This is a genomic window from Bradyrhizobium sp. HKCCYLRH3059 (assembly GCF_051168035.1).
Lineage (GTDB): Bacteria > Pseudomonadota > Alphaproteobacteria > Rhizobiales > Xanthobacteraceae > Bradyrhizobium.
Genome location: NZ_JBNPUF010000016.1, coordinates 56297 through 74174 on the forward strand (window position 1 = coordinate 56297; position 17878 = coordinate 74174).

Consider the following 17878-nt stretch of genomic DNA (forward strand, 5'->3'; position numbering starts at 1 on the left):
CATCGATGGATGCCGTTCACCGGCCCCACGTGCCTCCTTGGATACGAGCGACAATCTCTGTCGTGCTTCTCGCTGGCAGTCTGGGGACGCATTCTCTGCTGCTTGGCGATGCGGCGGCGCGCGATCTCGATGGGCGTTACGCCAATTCTCCGCTCAAGGGCTGGTTCGAGAGTCTGCGTTCGGGCAAGGGGCCGTGCTGCTCGGATGCGGATGGCACCGCGCTCTCGGACACGGATTGGGACACGAAGGATGGCCGCTACCGTGTTCGCATTGAAGGCCAATGGTGGGTCGTTCCGGAAGAGGCCGTGGTGACCGAGCCCAATCGCGCCGGCCGGACGATGGTATGGCCCGTGTATTATCGCGAGCTGAATACGGGCCTGCGCATCGATGTGCGGTGCTTCCTGCCCGGCAGCATGATGTAGGTGGGGATGTGCCGGATCGCAGAAGCGCAGGGTGGGCAAAGGCGCGAAGCGAGATGTTGCGACAGGCGCGGCCTCTCGTGCGCCGTGCCCACCGCTCCCTCCGCTCTCGCGGAGGCATGGTGGGCACGCGGCCGCCCTGCGGGCGGCTGCTTTACCAACCCTACGTGATGGCGACTACTCCGCCGCTTGCGCCGCTTTCAGCGTCGGATAGTCAGTGTAGCCCTTCTCGCCGCCGCCATAGAGGGTGGCGCGGTCGAGCTCGTTGAGCGGCGCGCTGACCTTGAGCCGCTCGACCAGATCCGGGTTGGCGATGAACGGCCGGCCGAAGGCGATCAGGTCGGCCGCGTTGGCATCGAGCTGTTTGTTCGCGAGCGCGAGGTCATAGCCGTTGTTGGCGATGTAGGTGCCCTTGAAGCGCTTGCGCAGCGACGCGTAGTCGAACGGCGCCACGTCGCGCGGGCCGCCGGTCGCCCCCTCGATCACGTGGATGTAGACCAGATTCAGCGCCGCGAGCCGGTCGACGATGTAGTCGAACAGCGCCTGCGGATTGGAATCCGAGATGTCGTTGGCCGGCGTCACCGGAGATAGCCGAATGCCGGTCCTGTCGGCGCCGATCGCCTCCGACACGGCCTTGGCAACCTCGAGCATCAGCTTTGCGCGGTTCTCGATCGACCCGCCATAGGCGTCGGTGCGCTTGTTGGCGCCGTCCTTGGCGAACTGGTCGAGCAGATAGCCGTTGGCGCCATGGATCTCGACGCCGTCGAAGCCGGCCTCGATCGCATTCAGCGCGGCCTGCTTGAACGCCGCGACGATGCCGGGAATTTCCGCGAGTTCGAGCGCACGTGGCGTCGAGACGTCGGTGAACGCACCGCCGACGAAGGTCTTGGTCTTGGCCGCGATCGCCGAGGGCGCGACCGGCGCACCGCCATTCGGCTGCAGCGAGACATGTGAGATACGGCCGACATGCCAGAGCTGGATGAAGATGCGCCCGCCCTTGGCATGCACCGCGTCGGTCACCTTGCGCCAGCCGGCGATCTGCTCCTTGGAATAGATGCCAGGCGTGTCCTGGTAGCCCTGGCCCTGCTGCGAGACCTGGCTGGCCTCGGAGATCAGGAGGCCGGCGGAGGCGCGCTGGCTGTAATATTCGGCCGTCAGCGGACCCGGGGCGAGGCCGTCCACCGCGCGGTTGCGGGTCAACGGCGCCATCACGACGCGATTGGCGAGGGTGACCGGACCGAGCTGATATGGCGCGAACAGTTTGGATGCACTCATCGGGATCTTTCCAGGAGAGGGGAGGGGATCGTGGTCAGTTGTGCATTGCCGCGAACAGCGCAATGCCGCGAGGTATCCGTCCGGCGCAGACGTGCCGCGCGATGGAGCGGCCGCAACGGGCCATCCGTTGGATAGCCTGTCGCAATAGACGAAAGGGATCAGGCGACGCCCAGGAAGTCCCGCTTGCCGATTTCGACGCCGTTGTGGCGGAGGATGCCGTGGGCGATCGCGGCGTGGAAATAGAAGTTCGGAAACGAGACGCGGTTGACGAAGTCCTGCCCCTTCAGGGTCAGCGTGGTGTTGGGCCCGCTTGGAAAGGTGACGTCGCGGCTATCGGCCCCTTCGAACTGCGCCGGCTGGAACGTCTTCAGGTAATCGATGGTTCTGGCAAGCCGCTGGCGAAGCTCGGCGAACGTCGTCTCGGTGTCGGGCGTGCTCGGGACCTCGCTATGGGAAAGCCGCGCGCAGCCCTTGGCGGCGAAGTCGCAGGCGAGCTGGATCTGCTTGGAGAGCGGCAGCATGTCCGGATACAGCCGTGCGCCGAGCAGCACCTCGGGGGCGATCTTTTTGGCTTCGCAATGGGCCTCGGCCTTGCTGAGCAGGCCGGACAGGCTGCCGAGGATCTGGAGGTAGGCCGGCACGGTCGAATCGTAAAAGGACATGATGCTCTCTTTTGGCAGGAGACGTCGCGACGAAAGCGCGCGCCCTCGGAGATGGGGCGGCGTCCAAGAGAATGCAACTGCATCTTTCTGGTTTTTGCGGTCGCCGTGCATTCCAGTCGTTCACGCTGAGGTCACGGCGATTGTGGACGCGTCCCCTGGAGGATTTCCCCAAGCCGTGGCCGAAATGCCGGATCGAGGTCGTGGAGAACGACGAGCCTGGGTGGCCGAACAGGGTCAGGATGAAGATCGGCGCTACAAGCCAAATCGGGCTTCAATTGCCCGTCTGCTCGCGCTTTTGTCCTGAGCGATCATCTGGCCGTCCAATTCCGAGGTGATAAATTGGAATAGCGAAGAGCGGACGACACGGTCGCATGAAGTCGGACAATAAGTCATCTGCAATTGAGAGACGAGGAGCGCCGCGCGATGATGTCGGCTCACCTACCGTGTCGCTGTCGCTGAAGCCGGCGCCGCCTGCGCCCGCGGCGTGCCGCGCATGCGTACGAGCAGTTCCGCCGTTGGCCAGGAATCGGCCGGCAGCCCGAGCCGCACCTGCATCGTTTTGACCGCGATGCGGCTCTGCTGCCCCAGCACGCCATCGACCTTGCCGACGTCGAAACCGGCCTTCACCAGGAGCTGCTGCAGCTCCTTGATCTCGTTGAACGGCAGTTGCGCGACCGGGCCGCTGGCTTTGCGCATCGGCGCCGCGCCGGCGATGCGGGTGGCGAGATAGGCCGCGGTGGTCGAATAGATCAGCGAATTGTTCCACTCGGTGTAGGCGGCGAAATTGGCATAGGCCAGGAACGCCGGGCCGTTGCGGCCCATCGGCAGCAGCACCGAGGCTTCGAGCGCATCGTTTGGCAGCGGCCGGCCGTCGGCATAGGTCACGCCGAGGCCGGCCCATTTGCTGCGCGGCGCCTTGACGGTGAGATCGGCCTGCTCCCACGGAAACGCCTGGGGCACGCGGATCTCCTCCAGCCACGGCTCGCCGCGGCGCCATTTCAGTCCGGTCGCGATGTAGTTCGCGGTCGAGCCGATCACGTCGGGCGCGCTGCGCAGGAGGTCGCGGCGGCCATCGCCGTCATAGTCGACGGCATAGGTGACGTAGTGGGTCGGCAGGAACTGCGTCTGACCGAGCTCGCCGGCCCATGAGCCGATCATCTCCTCCGGCGCGAGATCGCCGCGGTCGATGACCTTCAGCGCGGCGATGGTCTCATTCTGGAAGCGCTCGCTGCGGCGGCAATCATAGGCCAGCGACACCAGCGACGGCAGCACCGGCAAATTGCCCATGTTGGCGCCGAAATCGCTCTCCAGGCCCCAGAACGCGGCGATGACCGCCGGCGGCACCCCGTACTCCTTCTCGGCGCGTGCGAACGCTGCCGCATGCATCCGGATGTGCTGCTGGCCGTTCTGCATCCGGTAGGGCGCGGCCATCCGGCCGGCGAACTCGGTGAACAGTTGGCCGAACACCCGCTGGCCGCGGTCGCGATTGACGATGCCCTGGTTGTAGGTGAGGTACGGCGAGGCGGCCGCGATCGCGCGCTGCGACACGCCTTCGGCAATGGCGCGTTGCTTCAGCTCGGCGAGAAACCGGTCGAAGCTCTGGCCGTTATGGCAGGCCGCGGCGCGCATCGATGGCGCCGGCTTCGGACGTGGTGCGGCCGCCTCCGGCGCCATTTGCGCCGCGGCGCTGACAACCAGCGTGAACGAGGTTGCGAGCGCGCTGAAGGTGACGCGCAAGGCAGTCGAAGAGCTTCGCATCCGGTCTCACCGATGGCTGTCAGGTCGTTGTCCAGCCATCGATATCCGATGCGGGGGGCGGGAGGGAAGGGGGCAGGGGGCAGGGGCGAACAGCGAATGGGAAACGGCGAGAACCCTATTCGCTACTCGCCCTTTCATCCCACCTTCGCCAGCGCCGCCTGGGCCTCGCTCTGGATCCGCTTGAGATGCTCGGCGTCGCGAAAACTCTCGGCATAGAGCTTGTTGACGTCCTCGGTGCCGGAGGGACGCGCCGCAAACCAGCCGTAGTCGGTCTCGACCTTGATGCCGCCGAACGACTGGCCGTTGCCCGGAGCCTTCGTACGCACCATGCGGACGGAATCGCCGGCGAGCTCCTTCAGGTTCAGCATTTCCGGCGTCAGCGCCTTCAGCGCCGCCTTTGCCGGCGGGCTCGCCGGCACGTCGATGCGCTCATAGACCGGCGCGCCGAGCTCGGCCGTCAGCTCCTTGTAGAGCTCGCTCGGGTCACGGCCGCGCCTGGCCATGATCTCGGCCGCGAGCAGCCCGAGGATCAGGCCGTCCTTGTCGGTGGTCCACGCCGTGCCGTCGCGCTTCAGGAACGAGGCGCCTGCGCTCTCCTCGCCGGCGAAGCCGAAGCTGCCGGAGCCGAGGCCCTCGACGAACCATTTGAAGCCGACGGGGGTTTCGACGAGCTTGCGGCCGAGCTTGCGCGCGACGCGGTCGATCATCGAGCTCGACACGATGGTCTTGCCGATCGCGGCATCGCTTCGCCAACCGGGCCGGTGAGCGAACAGGTAGGAGATCGCCGTCGCCAGATAGTGGTTGGGATTCATCAGCCCGCCCGAGCGGGTGACGATGCCATGGCGGTCGGCGTCGGTGTCGTTGGCAAACGCGACGTCGAAGCGCTCGCGCATGCCGATCAGGCTCGCCATCGCGTAGGGCGAGGAGCAGTCCATGCGGATCTTGCCGTCCCAGTCAGCGGTCATGAAGCGGAAGGTGGGATCGACGACGTCGTTGACGATTTCAGCATTGAGGCCGTAGCGCTCGATGATCGGCGCCCAATAGGCTATCGCCGCGCCGCCGAGCGGATCGATGCCGATCTTGATCCCGGCCGCCTTGACGGCGTCGAGATCGACGGTGTTGGCGAGATCGGCGACGTAGGGCGTGATGTAGTCGTAAGCGTGCAACGAGCCGCGCTGCTTGGCCTGGCTGTAGCTGATGCGCGATACGCCATCGAGGTCGTTGGCCAGATACACATTGGCCTGCCGCTCGATCTCGGCCGTCGCATCCGTGTCGGCGGGGCCGCCATGCGGCGGATTGTATTTGTAGCCGCCATCCTCCGGCGGATTGTGCGACGGCGTGATGACGACGCCGTCGGCGAGATGCGCCGTGCGGCCCTTGTTGTAGGAGATGATGGCGTGCGAGATCACCGGCGTCGGTGTGTAGCCGCCGTCCTTGTCGACCATCACCTCGACGCCATTGGCGCCGAACACTTCGAGCGCGCTGGCAAGCGCCGGCTCGGCCAGCGCGTGGGTGTCGATGCCGACGAAGAGGGGGCCGTCGAGGCCCTGCTGGCGGCGGTAGTCGCAGAGCGCCTGGCTGGTGGCGAGAATGTGGTTCTCGTTGAAGCCGGTCTTCAACGACGAGCCGCGATGCCCCGACGTGCCGAAAGCGACGCGCTGGGTCGGCTCGTGCGGGTCGGGCTTCAGCGCATAATAGGCCGTGATCAGCCGCGGAATGTTGGCGAGCGCGGCATTGGCGATCGGCTTGCCGGCTGCGGGGTCTGTCTTGGCCATGGAGCATCCTTCGCAAGTTCGAGAAACATCTGCGGCGGCGCTTCGTTCCGCCGCGGCGGGCGCAGGGAACGCGGGGCGTCGCGACGAACCTGCCGCAACATGGCGGCGCGCGGTGATCCGATCAACGGAATTCGTGCACGCCCCCCGCGGCGGCGTGAAGCCTATTTGATATCCGCTGAGGGAATGCCGGGTTCTCGCGGTCGAGGCCGGCCAATGTCGCCGCCTTGTGCGCGCGACATTAACCACGCCTCACTGAGTCCGCGTGCCGGGACCGGCGCTTAAGCCTGAGTTTAACGGATGGCCGTTGAAATAGCAGGCCGGAGCAGAGGCGCGTCTCGTGCGCGGGAGAGTCGTCAGGAGCGGAAAAGTGAGAGCGCTTTGTCTCGGCGCGTTGGCCGTCGTTTCAACCTTGGCCCTGGCCGGCTGCAGCCACCAGGTGACGCCGCAGGTGGCCTCGCCTTGCGTCGATCTGAGCGGAAGGCCCTGCGTGGACGGTCCCGTCGCCGACCAGTCGCCGCAATCATTGGAGCCTGCCGACACGATCCACAAGCCTGCAGCCGCGGTCGCGCGCCGCGCGACTCTGCAGCACAAGCACGCCCGCGCCGCAAAGCGCCGGGTCAAGTCGCCAATCGCCACCGCCAAGACGATTGAAAAGGCGATTGACAAGCCGATCGAAAAGCCGCTCGCGGCGCCGGCGCGCACGCCGCGGCCCGATCCGGTCGCGCCGGCTGACGGCGCGCCCGCGCCGGTGATCAAGACCCCCTCCGTCACGACGGATATGCCGAATCCGGCCAAGGTCCAGAGCGACGTCATGGTGGCTGCGGTGACGGTGGCGGCCGAGCTGGCCGAGCGGATGACCGCGCTGCGTGTCCCAGAGGGGCCCGCCGACAGTCATCTCGTCGCGGTGCTGCTGGCGCGTCCCACCGTGCGCGGATTGGGCGATCTCAGCGGCAAGGTGATCGCGATCGACGAGCGCTACGCCAAGTCCAACGCGAAGATCACCGCGGCCATGAATGCGGCCGGTGCGACGGAGGTGCTGCTGCTGGAAGGGCAGGCCACCGCGATCACCCGGTTGAACAATGGCGAGGTGAGCGCGGCCGTGGTGGCCCTGGTCTCGCCGGAGGCCGCGGAGGCGTTTCCGAAGGTCGCGGGCTTTCGCCTGTTCTCTGTCGTCCTGAAGCCGTAGCTTCAGGACGCTTTGTCACAGGCCGGCTAGGTCGCGGCGGTGCTGCGCGACGGCCGCGGCAGCGCCGCGCCCTTCACGGCCGCGATGCCCCTGGGAAAGCCGCTGCGGTCGCTATAGAGGCGCTTGCGGCCGCGTCGCGGATCGTGCTGCCTCTTGACGTCCTGGGCGCACATGTAGTCCAGCGCCGTGATGCCTCCGACCATGACCAGCGCCGCCAGCACGCTGCCCGCGCGCGGATTGCTCGGCCTGAGCTCACCGGCCAGCGTCAGCATGTCCAGCCCGTCGCCGGCGACGCGGCTCAGCAGGCCGGCCCGCTTCTCCACCGACAGCGTGAGCACGCCGGCGAACAGCTCGCGCACGCCATAGGCCCGCACCAGTCCCTCGCGGCCCTCCATGCCGAGCGCATGCGTGACGCGGTGCGGCGCCAGCAGCTCCAGCGTGCCGAGCACGATGCTGAACCAGCCGAGCCCGCGGGCCAGACGATCGGCCGGCGTCAGCGAGCTGGGGCCGGTCGAGATGATCTTGGGGTCGCCCTTGGATCTCACGAGATTCGAGAAATGAAACATGCGATGCGATCCCTTATGGCTTCAGCACGACCTTGACGCAGCTGTCCTGCTTGTCGCGGAAGGCGCGGTACATCTCAGGTCCCTGCGCGAGCGGCACGGTGTGGGTGATGACGAAGGACGGGTCGATCTGGCCATCCTCGATGCGCTGCACGAGGTCGTCCGTCCAGCGGTTGACGTGGGTCTGGCCAGTGCGGATCGTCAGGCCCTTGTTCATCAGCGCGCCCATTGGCACCATGTCGGACAGCCCGCTGTAGACGCCGGGGATCGAGACGATGCCGCCGGGACGGCAGACATAGATGATCTCGCGCAGCACGTGCGGCCGGTCGTTCTCGAGCATGAACATCTGCTTGGCGCGATCGATCACGCTGTCGGGCTGCGCAAGGGTGACGTGGCTCTCGAAGCCGACGCAATCGATGCACTTCTCCGGGCCCTTGTTGTCGGTCAGCTCGTTCAGCCGCCCGACCACGCTCTCCTTGTCGAAATTGAGGGGGATGGCGCCGCCGGCCTCGGCCATCGCCAGCCGCTCCGGAATGCGGTCGATCGCAATCACCTGGGAGGCGCCGAGCAGGATGGCGCTGCGGATCGCCATCTGTCCCACCGGGCCGCAGCCCCACACAGCGACCGTATCGTCCGGCTCGATGTCGCATTGCGCGGCCGCCTGCCATCCGGTCGGGAAGATGTCGCTGAGAAACAGCGCCTGCTCGTCCGTCATGCCGTCGGGAACCTTGATGTGCGTGGCGTCGGCGAACGGCACGCGCAGGTATTCGGCCTGGCCTCCCGGATAGCCGCCGGTGAGATGCGTGTAGCCGAACAGGCCCGCAGTGGTGTGTCCGAACACCTTCTCGGCAAGATGCTTGTTGCGGTTGGTGGTCTCACAAACCGAGAAATTGCCGCGCCGGCACTGCTCGCATTCGCCGCAGATGATGGTGAAGGGAACGACGATGCGGTCGCCCTTCTTGAGCTTGCCGTTGACGCCGGAACCGACCTCGACGACCTCGCCCATGGTCTCGTGGCCCATGATATCGCCGGGCATCATCGCCGGGATGTAGTTGTGGAACAGATGCAGGTCGGAGCCGCAGATCGCGCAGCTCGTCACCTTGATGATGGCATCCCTGTCATGCTCGATCTCGGGATCGCTGACGGTGTCGCAGCGAATGTCCTCTTTGCCATGCCAAACCAGCGCCTTCATACGGTCCTCCGGACAGAATGTTGCGGAGGCAAGTCGAAGGGCGCGGCGATGGTTGCTATCGAGCGCGGAATTTTCCGGAGTGGCGCGGCGTCCCGCGCTCGATGGCCGGCTCAGGCCTTCCGGGCGGCCTTCTTCGGCGCGGGCCTCGCAGGATCCCTCCTGGCAGCCTTGCCAGCCTGTTTGCCGCCTTGCGGCTTGGCCGCCGCACCGTCGGCCTTCTTCTCCGGCTGCTTGGTCTCCGGCTTCCTGGGCAGCTCCGCGGCGGCGGCCTGGCGCATCGCGCGAGCGTAGCTGTCGGCGACGTTGTCGGCGGAGATCAGGAGCCGTCGGGCGGCGGCATTGGCCTGCTCGACCGCCTCGCGGGCGAGCAGCTTGAAGCGCTCCTTGGCGTCCTTGTCCTTGGCCTTGACGGCCATGCCGTTGAAGCGGTCCTTGCGCTTCTTCGCCGCTGCCAGAATGGCCTTGTTCTGCTGCTTGGCCAGTTGCCGGATCACGGCATCAAGATCGGCATCCGCCATCGTCGTCCCCAACTCCCCCAGAGAATCAGCGCGCCCCGGCGCTGCAAACCGCGCGGACTATGCAATCGGTGCCGCCGCTTTGCAATCGGGGTACCAGAGGAGGGGTGCCGCGCCGATCAGGGGCGGCGGGCCGATGAGATCCGTCCGGCATTCGATGCCGGGGCCCGCAAAAAAAAGCGTCCGCATGGCGGTCATGTCGCTCCGAGTGGTGCAACGGCACCGCAGAAAGGCCGCTTACGACAATCGGAAACGCAACGTAACCAATTCTCGGCAATTCCATCAATTCCAATGCAACGCTTGATCCGCAACATTCCCGGCAACATCACCGTGTTCGTTGGAGTGTGGCCGTGCTGGCCGGAAATAGATACCTCAGGCTATTGTCGCGGTTCCGTCGCGACCAGAGCGGCAACATCGCGATCATCTTCGCGCTTGCTTTGCTCCCGATCCTCGCCTTCGTCGGCTCGGCGATCGACTATTCGATGGCCGTGCGCGCCAAGGCGAAGCTGTCGGCTTCGATGGACGCCGCGATGCTGGCCGCGACCGGCTACACCGCCATGCGCGGCGCCGCGTCGGACGCCAAGACGGCGGCGACCAACATGTTCAACGGCCAGATGTCGGCGCACAATCTGGCGGCGGACTCGCTGAACATCGATATCAGCGATAGCGTCACCGCGCGGACCGTGACCGGCAGCGCCACCGTGGTGGTCAAGACGGCCTTCATGCACATGTTCGGCTACCCGACCATGACGGTCTCGGCCTCGTCGTCGGCTTCGGCCTCGTTCCCGACCTACATGGACTTTTACGTTCTGCTCGACAACTCGCCGTCGCAGGGTCTCGGCGCGACCACGGCCGACATGACGACGCTGCAGAATGCGACGTCCGACAAGTGCGCCTTCGCCTGCCACGACACCTATACGTCCAGCTCGAAGAAGACGCTGCAGACCAACAGTTATTATTCCATCGCCAAGAAGAAGGGCGTGACGATGCGCATCGACGTCGTCCGGAGCGCGACGCAGTCGCTCACGGACACGGCGACCGCCAGCCAGGTCGTCAGCAACCAGTACCGCATGGCGGTGTACAGCCTGGGCAGCGACTGCGGCTCGCTCGGCCTGACGACCATCGCCAGCCTGTCCTCGAGCATGTCCTCGGTGAAATCGTCGGTCGGTTCGCTCGACCTGATGACGATCCCCTACAGCGGCTACAACAACGACATGTGCAGCGATTTCGACGGTGCGATGTCCGCGATGAACGGCGTCATCCCGACCCAGGGCGATGGCTCGTCGACCAGCCCGCAGAAATGGCTGTTCTTCGTCTCCGATGGCGTCGCCGACTATTCCTATCCGACCACCTGCAGCAAGACAGTTCTCTCGGGCGGCCGCTGCCAGGAACCGCTGAACACGACGACCTGCGATGCGTTGAAGGCTCGTGGCATCAAGATCGCCGTGCTCTACACCACCTATCTCGCGATCACCAACAACAGCTGGTACACGACCTATATCGCGCCATGGCGGGATTCGATCAGCGGCATCATGAAATCGTGCGCCAGCCCGGGCTACTACTACGAGGTCGATTCGAGCGGCAGCATCGGCGCAGCGCTTACCGCGCTGTTCCAGCAGGCGATCGCATCGGCGCATCTGACCAAATAGGGCAGGTCGTCCAGGCGCTCATGCGGGAAGTGCGACGAGCTGCTCCAGCGTCGCGCCATCCCTGAGCACGGCCAGGATCTCACGGCGCGACAGGAAGCGGATCGCCTGCGTGAACGAGCCGGCCCCCGCGATCCGCGCTTTGGCGGTGGCGAGGTCGACGTCGATGTCGCCCGGCTCGCGACGCCGAGGCGGCGGCAGGGACGCAACGTGCTGGCGGCAGAGACCGGCGTTCTGGCGCAGTTCGACCAGCGCCGCCCGGCGATCCGGCCGCAGATTCTCCGCAAGCTGCTTGGCGCGGAACAGCACCGGCGGCGGAGCGCGATCCTCGGGCGTCGTGAACAGGCGGGCGCCGGTGCTGCGGCCGCCCGTGAGCAGACCGATCGGAATCGACAGCACGAGGCCGGCGATGACCGGCGACATCCAGGCCAGCAGGGGGACGGAGACGGCATAGGCGCTCGCCGCCATGACCAGGCCGCATACCGTCGGCAGCGCGAATTTGCGAAGGATCTCCTGCGGGCTCACCCCGCCGTCGCTGCGGCGCTGCACCTGCCAGCCGGCGTCGCGCCCCATCAGGATTTCGATCACGGCGATCGACTGGAAGATCATCATCGAAGGCGCGATCAGGGCCGCGAGCAGCGTTTCCGCCAGCACGGCGACGCAGAGGCGCAACCCGCCGCCAAAGCCTCGGCGTCGCGTCGGCGTGAACAACGTGAAGAGGCAGGCGAGCAGCTTCGGCACCATGAGCAGGCCGAGCGTCGCCGCGAAGACCTGGGCGGCGAGCACCGGGTCCTGAGCCGGCCAGGTCGGAAACAGCGCAAAGCCCTTGGGGAAATATTCGGGCCTGACGAAGTTGGCCTGCAGCGAGATGAGGATGCCGAGCACGAGAAAGGCAAACCACAACGGCGCGGTGACATAGGCGCCGATGCCGATCAGCAGATGCAGCCGCGACACCCAGTGCAGGCCGCGCGCCGGCAGCACGGCGAGATGCTGCAGATTGCCCTGGCACCAGCGCCGGTCGCGCGCGGCGTGATCGATCAGCGACGGCGGCACCTCCTCGAAGCTGCCGTCGAGATCGACCGTCATGTAGATTCCCCAGCCGGCGCGGCGCATCAGGGCGGCTTCGATGAAATCGTGGCTCAGGATATGTCCGCCGAACGGCTTGCGCCCGGGGAGCTCGGGCAGCGCCGCGTCTTGCGCGAAGGCCGCGACCCGGATGATCGCATTGTGGCCCCAGTAATTGCCTTCCGCGCCATACCACCACGCATTGCCGGCCGCGATCATCGGGCCGTACAGCCGGCTCGCGAACTGCTGCAGCCGCGCGAACAGGCTGGTGCCGTTGACGATCACGGGCAGGGTCTGGATCAGCGCCGCCTGCGGCGCGTTCTCCATGGCATGGGCCAGCCGGACCACGGTCGCGCCGCTCATCAGGCTGTCGGCATCAAGAATGATCATATAGTCGTAGGCCGCGCCGAAGCGCTGCACCCAGTCGGCGATGTTGCCGGACTTGCGGGCGACATTGTCGGCCCGGTGGCGGTAGAACACCCGATCTGTGCCGCAGGATTGGCGCAGATCGACGAACGCAGCCTCTTCGCCGATCCAGATGTCGGGATCGGTGGTGTCGCTGAGCAGAAACCAGTCGAAGCGCTCGGCCTGTCCCGTCCCGGCGACCGATTCGATCATGGCGCGCAGCCGCACCATCACCGCGTCCGGATCCTCATTGTAGGTCGGCAGCAGCATGGCTGTGCGGCCGGACAAAGAGGGCAGGGGACCGTCGATGTCGATCGCGATCGTATCGCGCCGCCGCCCCAGCAGGGCGCAGAAGCCGGCCAGCGCGCAAACGAAGGCAAAGGCGATCCACGCGAGCAGGATCGAGAACAGCACGAGTACCATGCCTTCCAGCACGGTCACGCCACCGACCTCGACGACCTCGTACATCTTGTAGCAGCCCGCCAGCGTCAGCGCCGCGGTGCCGGCGAAGATGAGAGCGCGCCGGAATGCGATGCGGCCGCCGCTCGTGATGGCACGTCGGCCGGGCGCGGCATGATTGAGTGGCGACGGCACCATCGCGAGCGGCGCCTCGGCCGGGAGAAAGCTCGCGTCGCTAGCCTCATAGGTCGGACGCGGCTGCGCTGCGGTCATGGCGTCCATCGATAGACCCAGGTTTCGGATACGGGCTTGTCGTTGGCAACCAGTTCGGCCCTGAGCTCGACCGGCGCATCGCCGACCGCGCATTGGAAGCTGAGCCGCCAACCTTGCGTCTCCGGGTTCGGCTGCGCGACGATGTTCGTCACCTCGGATTTCGCCGCGCTGACCACGCCCTTGACGATGTTCGGATCGAGGCTCTTCAAGGCGTCGCCTTGGAGCTCGAGAACGAACAGCCGGCCTTCGCCGCGGGTGGCCACGCCAGTGCGCGTGAAGCGCGCCAGCGTATTCGGCTTCGGCACATCGGGCCCCCAGTGCAGGCGATAGGTCATGTTGTGCTCGCCCTTGGCCGCGAGCGGCGTCTTCGGCCGCCAGAAGGCGGCGATGTTGTCGTGGATTTCCTGGTTGGTGGGGATCTCGAACAGCACCACCGCGCCGTCACCCCAGTCGCCGATCGGCTCGATCCACAGGCTCGGCCGCCGTTCGAAATGCGATTCGAGATCCTGATAGGCGGTGTATGTCCGTTCCCGCTGCATCAGGCCGAAGCCGCGCGGATTGAGGTCGTTGAATACGCTGACCTGCAGGTCGCGCGGATTGCTGAGGGGGCGCCACAACTGCTCGCCCTTGCCGTTGAACATCGCAAGCCCGTCGGAATCGTGCACGGCGGGGCGGAAATCGTCGACGTCGTTGCGGTCGTTGGGTCCGAAGAAGAACATGCTGGTCATCGGCGCCAGTCCGGCGTGAGCGATCTCGACGCGCGGATACAGCGATGCCTCGACGTCGAATACGGTGGTCTCGCCAGGGCGGATCGTGAACCGGTAGGAGCCCGTCGCGCTCTTGCTGTCGAGCAGCGCATGCACCACCATTGCGGTGGCGCCTTGCGTCGGCTTCTCCAGCCAGAACGCCTTGAACACCGGAAACTCCTCGCCCTTGGCCTCGCCGGTGTCGATCGAGAGCCCGCGCGCCGACAGTCCGTAAATCTCACCCTTGGCGACGGCGCGAAAATAGCTCGCGCCGAGGAACACACAGACCTCGTCGTAGTAGTCCGGCCGGTTCATCGGCGCGTGGACGCGGAAGCCGGCAAAGCCGAGATCGGCCGCCGGGAAGGCCGGGACTTGCTGACCGAATGCAAAGTCCTCGGGTCGATAGGCCACGGGGCTGGCTTTGCCGTCCGCAACCTCATAGATCTCGACCCGGTCCTTGTAGATCGAGCCGCGATGGAAGAACTGCGCCTGGAACGGCAGGTTCTCACTGCGCCACAGCGCATGGTCCGGCAAGAACCGAATCGAGCGGTAGGCGTCGTAGTTCAGCTTCGCCAGCGCGTCCGGCAGCTTGTCATCCGGCGCAGCGTAGGGCTTGGCGGCGAGATTGCGCGCGAGGTCGCGCACATAGGCCGCATTGAACGGCTGCGCCGCAGGCGGCGCGGCTGATGCGCTCCGCGTCAAGGATGCGGCGACCGGGATCGCAGCCGCAGATTGAATGAACTGACGGCGATTCAACTTATTCTCGCTTTGCTGCATGGAACTGCGGAGCAACATTTCTGAAGGCGTCGGGTTCCATCGGAAGTCAACGAGAGGGGGCTGCTTTGGAGTCCCTTCCTGCTGAACGCGCCACCGGCGATCCCGCCGGCGCGTGCAGATCATGGGCGCGCCGTTCTGAACGCAACGTGAGCGACGGACCTGCGTGACAAACTTGGAGCCGAGACGTGAACATTCGACCTGCTCGCCAGCCACGGCAATTTCGCTTCTCGTGGCTTACGCTGGAAGGCTTGGGGCTGCATCCGGGGCCGGGCCGCCGGTCTTCCACGTCGTGGAATCGCAGACAGCAGCTGCCGCAATGCCGACGACTGTTGCGCTCCGCGGCACGATTGTTGACTTATCGCAATTAAGGAATCCGGCCGAGGCTCTACCAGTCGATTGGTCTGCAGCAGCCGATCCAGGCGGGGAGGATGACTGGTCACCCGAAAGGACGTCAAAGTCAGTCGGGCATTCCAGGGTTATGCACAGGATCGAACGAACGTCGGCGACAAAAATCGTATTGGCTCCCGGGTCGGCAATGTCGCACACAATCACTTGGAAGGGATTTGAATGCTTCGATTGCGTGCGCTGAACGCTCCGACGCCATTTCTCTTTTTCACTGGCAAGGGCGGTGTGGGCAAGACGTCGCTCGCTTGTGCGACCGCCATCAGTCTCGCGGACCGTGGGTTGCGTGTCCTTCTGGTCAGCACCGATCCTGCGTCGAACCTCGACGAGATGTTGGAAGTTGAACTAACTGACAGTCCAGTGCCGGTGCCGAACGCGGCAGGGCTCTTCGCGATGAATATCGACCCTGAGACCGCAGCCGAGAGCTACCGAGCTCGCGTGCTTGAACAGCTCGAGCCCACGGTGACCGATCAGGAGAGATCGACCATACGCGAGCAGCTTTCCGGCGCATGCACCACCGAGATTGCCGCATTCGACGAGTTCGTCGGATTGCTCGACGGAGACAGAGCGGGTTACGACCATATCATCTTCGATACGGCCCCGACCGGCCACACCCTGCGGCTCCTGAGCCTGCCGAAGGCTTGGACCGGTTTTCTGAAGGACAACAGCCGCGGCGCCTCCTGCCTCGGCCCGCATTCCGGTTTGAAGATGCAGGAGGATCGTTTTCGACAAGCGCTTCAGGCGCTGAGCGATCCGAGGCGGACGACCGTGGTCCTGGTGACCCGCGCCGACCGGAGCGCAATCCGGGAGGCGGCGCGAACGTCGAGCGAACTTGATGGGCTCAATCTCACCAATCAGACGCTCGCCGTGAACGGACGCTTTCACGCCACTGACCCTACTGACGCGGTCGCAAGTTCACTCGAGCGGGATCAGGATGAGGCTCTCGCCTCGATGCCGGACTCGCTGCGTAAGCTGCCGCGGGACGAAATCCCACTGGTTGGGTTCGACATTGTGGGTCTCGCGGCGCTCAGGGCAGTGTTGTCGTCGTCCGGTCCACGGCTTGAGACGTCGACTGGCGAACAAGTTGGAGTGCCGGTTGACGTGCAGGGACTCGACCGTCTGGTCGATGACATCGCTCACCGCAATCGCGGCCTCATCATGGTCATGGGTAAGGGCGGCGTCGGGAAGACGACGATTGCGGCTGCCATCGCTGTCGGCCTCGCGAGGCGCGGGCATGCCGTCCACCTCAGCACGACCGATCCAGCGGCCCACGTCACGGATGTCGTTGACGCCGCGAGCCCAGGGCTGACGGTGGACCGGATCGATCCTCGGCGCGAGACGGAGCGCTATGTCGCGAAAATACTAGCGAGCCGCGGCCGCGACCTGGATGAGCAGGGCAAGGCGCTCCTGCTTGAGGACCTGGCTTCGCCCTGCACGGAGGAAGTCGCCGTTTTCCATGCCTTCTCGCACGTGGTTGCGGAGGCTCGGAGCGCCTTTGTGGTGCTCGATACGGCGCCGACCGGTCATACCCTGCTCCTACTCGATGCGACCGGGGCCTATCATCGCCAGTTGACGAGCCAATTGGAGCCGGGCGGTGCCGGCCGGGTGATCACGCCGCTGATGCGGTTGCAGGATTCCACCTACACGCAGATCATCCTGGTGACCCTGCCGGAAACGACGCCCGTTTCGGAGGCCGCCGCTCTCCAGGAGGACCTGCGGCGCGCCGGCATCGAGCCGTTCGGTTGGGTGATCAACAAATGCCTCGCCGCCTCCGGAACTCGCGATCCCCTGCTGCGGGCGCGGATTGCCAGAGAGCGGATGCAGATCGCTCGTGTTCAGGACAGCTTGGCCAAGCGCGCTTTCATCATGGCGTGGCGAAGCAAGCCTCCCATCGGCATCGAGGAGCTGGAGACGTTATCGATGCCGAGTTCTTGATCACGTTCAGCTCGATCGCGATCTGGTCTCCCCCTATCGGGATCACGTCTTCATTGCCCGATCGCAGGATATGGCGAGATCAGGGGCCGAGTTTGTTGCGGTCGTTGCGACGCAGCGACGGCGAAAATCCCCGCCCGCCCGTCGGGCAAATCGGCCGCTCAGTTTTGTTGGATTCGCGGCGCGCGCTCTCCTCTCATGGCCTGTCGAGCTGTCAATTCTATGTGCGCCGATGGACTGATTTCGTCAGCCAGTTCAGCTGGATCACTCGTGTCCAGTCCCATCGGCAAAAATATTCTTGTTTCCATTTTTCAGAATTTGATGTTCACTCCGCTCGTCCCGCCTCGATCTGAGGGGCGTATCGCGGTCGTCACGAACGTGGGGTGCGGGATGCGATGGGCGTATCGAACCGCAGCGCGAGCGATCGTGCCGACGAACGGTTTGATGCGCACGATCAAGCCGTGTGGTCCTGATCTCCCGGTGCTGAGATCAAGTTCGCGCCGACGATGGCGCTGATGACAGGGGCAAGACAGCCGGTCCCTGGGGAGAGCACGGAGTAAGCCGTAAAGCCATCGCGCAGGGAAGGCCGGGATGTCCCAGCCGAACCTGTGGTTCCTGCCCCGTGCATTTCTTTCGCACGGGGGCCATGGGGGCGGCGAGCTCCCGGTCTTCCCTGCGCCCTCTGTATTCAAGGGGGCAAACGAACAGCAAAGCTCGGGCGCCGATGCGCCGCGAGAAGGTGATCTTATGTCTCTCCACGTCATTGCGAGGCGCCCTTGCGCCGAAGCAATCCAGGGCTCAGCGCGCGACTCTGGATTGCTTCGCTTCTGTTCAGCCCGGGGACATAGCTGACGGGTGTTCGGGGAGATGGTTGACACTTCAAAATCG

13 protein-coding genes are annotated in these 17878 nt (G+C 65.4%); 4 read left to right on the forward strand and 9 right to left on the reverse strand.

The window, feature by feature from the left end; all coding sequences use genetic code 11:
* Positions 1-5 precede the first annotated feature (5 nt).
* On the forward strand, positions 6-422 hold the full coding sequence (locus ACQR13_RS31705; protein WP_316171622.1) for a hypothetical protein: 417 nt from the start codon (positions 6-8) through the stop codon (positions 420-422).
* A gap of 174 nt (positions 423-596) precedes the next feature.
* Here the strand turns inward: ACQR13_RS31705 and ACQR13_RS31710 are convergent, their stop codons facing one another.
* The 4 genes from ACQR13_RS31710 to pgm all read right to left on the reverse strand — a co-directional run bounded on the left by ACQR13_RS31710 (position 597) and on the right by pgm (position 5889).
* The gene (locus tag ACQR13_RS31710; protein WP_316226348.1) at positions 597-1694 is read right to left on the reverse strand and encodes an alkene reductase; all 1098 of its coding nucleotides are present in this window, start codon (positions 1692-1694) and stop codon (positions 597-599) included.
* A 158-nt stretch (positions 1695-1852) separates the two neighbouring features.
* Positions 1853-2356 carry a DUF1993 domain-containing protein gene (locus ACQR13_RS31715; protein WP_315717326.1) on the reverse strand — a complete coding sequence of 168 codons (504 nt, stop codon included), beginning with the start codon at positions 2354-2356 and terminating at the stop codon, positions 1853-1855.
* Between the two features lie 438 nt (positions 2357-2794).
* Positions 2795-4030 (reverse strand): lytic murein transglycosylase, encoded by a 1236-nt coding sequence (locus tag ACQR13_RS31720; protein WP_315827133.1) that lies wholly within the window; start codon positions 4028-4030, stop codon positions 2795-2797.
* A gap of 218 nt (positions 4031-4248) precedes the next feature.
* A complete protein-coding gene (gene pgm / locus ACQR13_RS31725) occupies positions 4249-5889 on the reverse strand; it encodes a phosphoglucomutase (alpha-D-glucose-1,6-bisphosphate-dependent) (protein WP_434863562.1) in 1641 nt (546 codons plus the stop codon).
* Positions 5890-6256: 367 nt separating this feature from the next.
* Here pgm and ACQR13_RS31730 point away from each other — a divergent pair, with 367 nt between their 5' ends.
* Positions 6257-7075, forward strand: a complete 819-nt coding sequence (locus tag ACQR13_RS31730; RefSeq protein WP_316188107.1) for a hypothetical protein — start codon at positions 6257-6259, stop codon at positions 7073-7075.
* 26 nt (positions 7076-7101) lie between these two features.
* Here the strand turns inward: ACQR13_RS31730 and ACQR13_RS31735 are convergent, their stop codons facing one another.
* From ACQR13_RS31735 to ACQR13_RS31745, 3 genes are all read right to left on the reverse strand, one after another.
* Positions 7102-7641, reverse strand: coding sequence for a hypothetical protein (locus ACQR13_RS31735; RefSeq protein WP_315717323.1), 540 nt, complete (start codon positions 7639-7641; stop codon positions 7102-7104).
* Between the two features lie 13 nt (positions 7642-7654).
* Complete coding sequence (locus tag ACQR13_RS31740) at positions 7655-8830, reverse strand: zinc-dependent alcohol dehydrogenase (protein ID WP_434842911.1); 1176 nt, start codon at positions 8828-8830, stop codon at positions 7655-7657.
* Between the two features lie 110 nt (positions 8831-8940).
* Positions 8941-9348, reverse strand: coding sequence for a hypothetical protein (locus ACQR13_RS31745; RefSeq protein WP_315717321.1), 408 nt, complete (start codon positions 9346-9348; stop codon positions 8941-8943).
* 347 nt (positions 9349-9695) lie between these two features.
* On the opposite strand from ACQR13_RS31745, the gene ACQR13_RS31750 reads away from it, so the two are divergent.
* Positions 9696-10994: a TadE/TadG family type IV pilus assembly protein gene (locus ACQR13_RS31750; protein WP_315717320.1), complete on the forward strand. Its 1299-nt coding sequence runs from the start codon at positions 9696-9698 to the stop codon at positions 10992-10994.
* A gap of 18 nt (positions 10995-11012) precedes the next feature.
* On the opposite strand, the gene mdoH is transcribed toward ACQR13_RS31750, so the two are convergent.
* Positions 11013-13142, reverse strand: a complete 2130-nt coding sequence (mdoH, locus tag ACQR13_RS31755) for a glucans biosynthesis glucosyltransferase MdoH (protein WP_316167426.1) — start codon at positions 13140-13142, stop codon at positions 11013-11015.
* Positions 13130-14635, reverse strand: a complete 1506-nt coding sequence (locus ACQR13_RS31760; RefSeq protein WP_316167427.1) for a glucan biosynthesis protein G — start codon at positions 14633-14635, stop codon at positions 13130-13132. Before ACQR13_RS31760 ends, mdoH begins: the two co-directional genes overlap by 13 nt.
* Before the next feature lie 588 nt (positions 14636-15223).
* Between ACQR13_RS31760 and arsA the strand changes: the two genes are divergently transcribed.
* Positions 15224-16993 carry an arsenical pump-driving ATPase gene (gene arsA, locus ACQR13_RS31765; RefSeq protein ID WP_434842913.1) on the forward strand — a complete coding sequence of 590 codons (1770 nt, stop codon included), beginning with the start codon at positions 15224-15226 and terminating at the stop codon, positions 16991-16993.
* Positions 16994-17878: the final 885 nt, after the last annotated feature.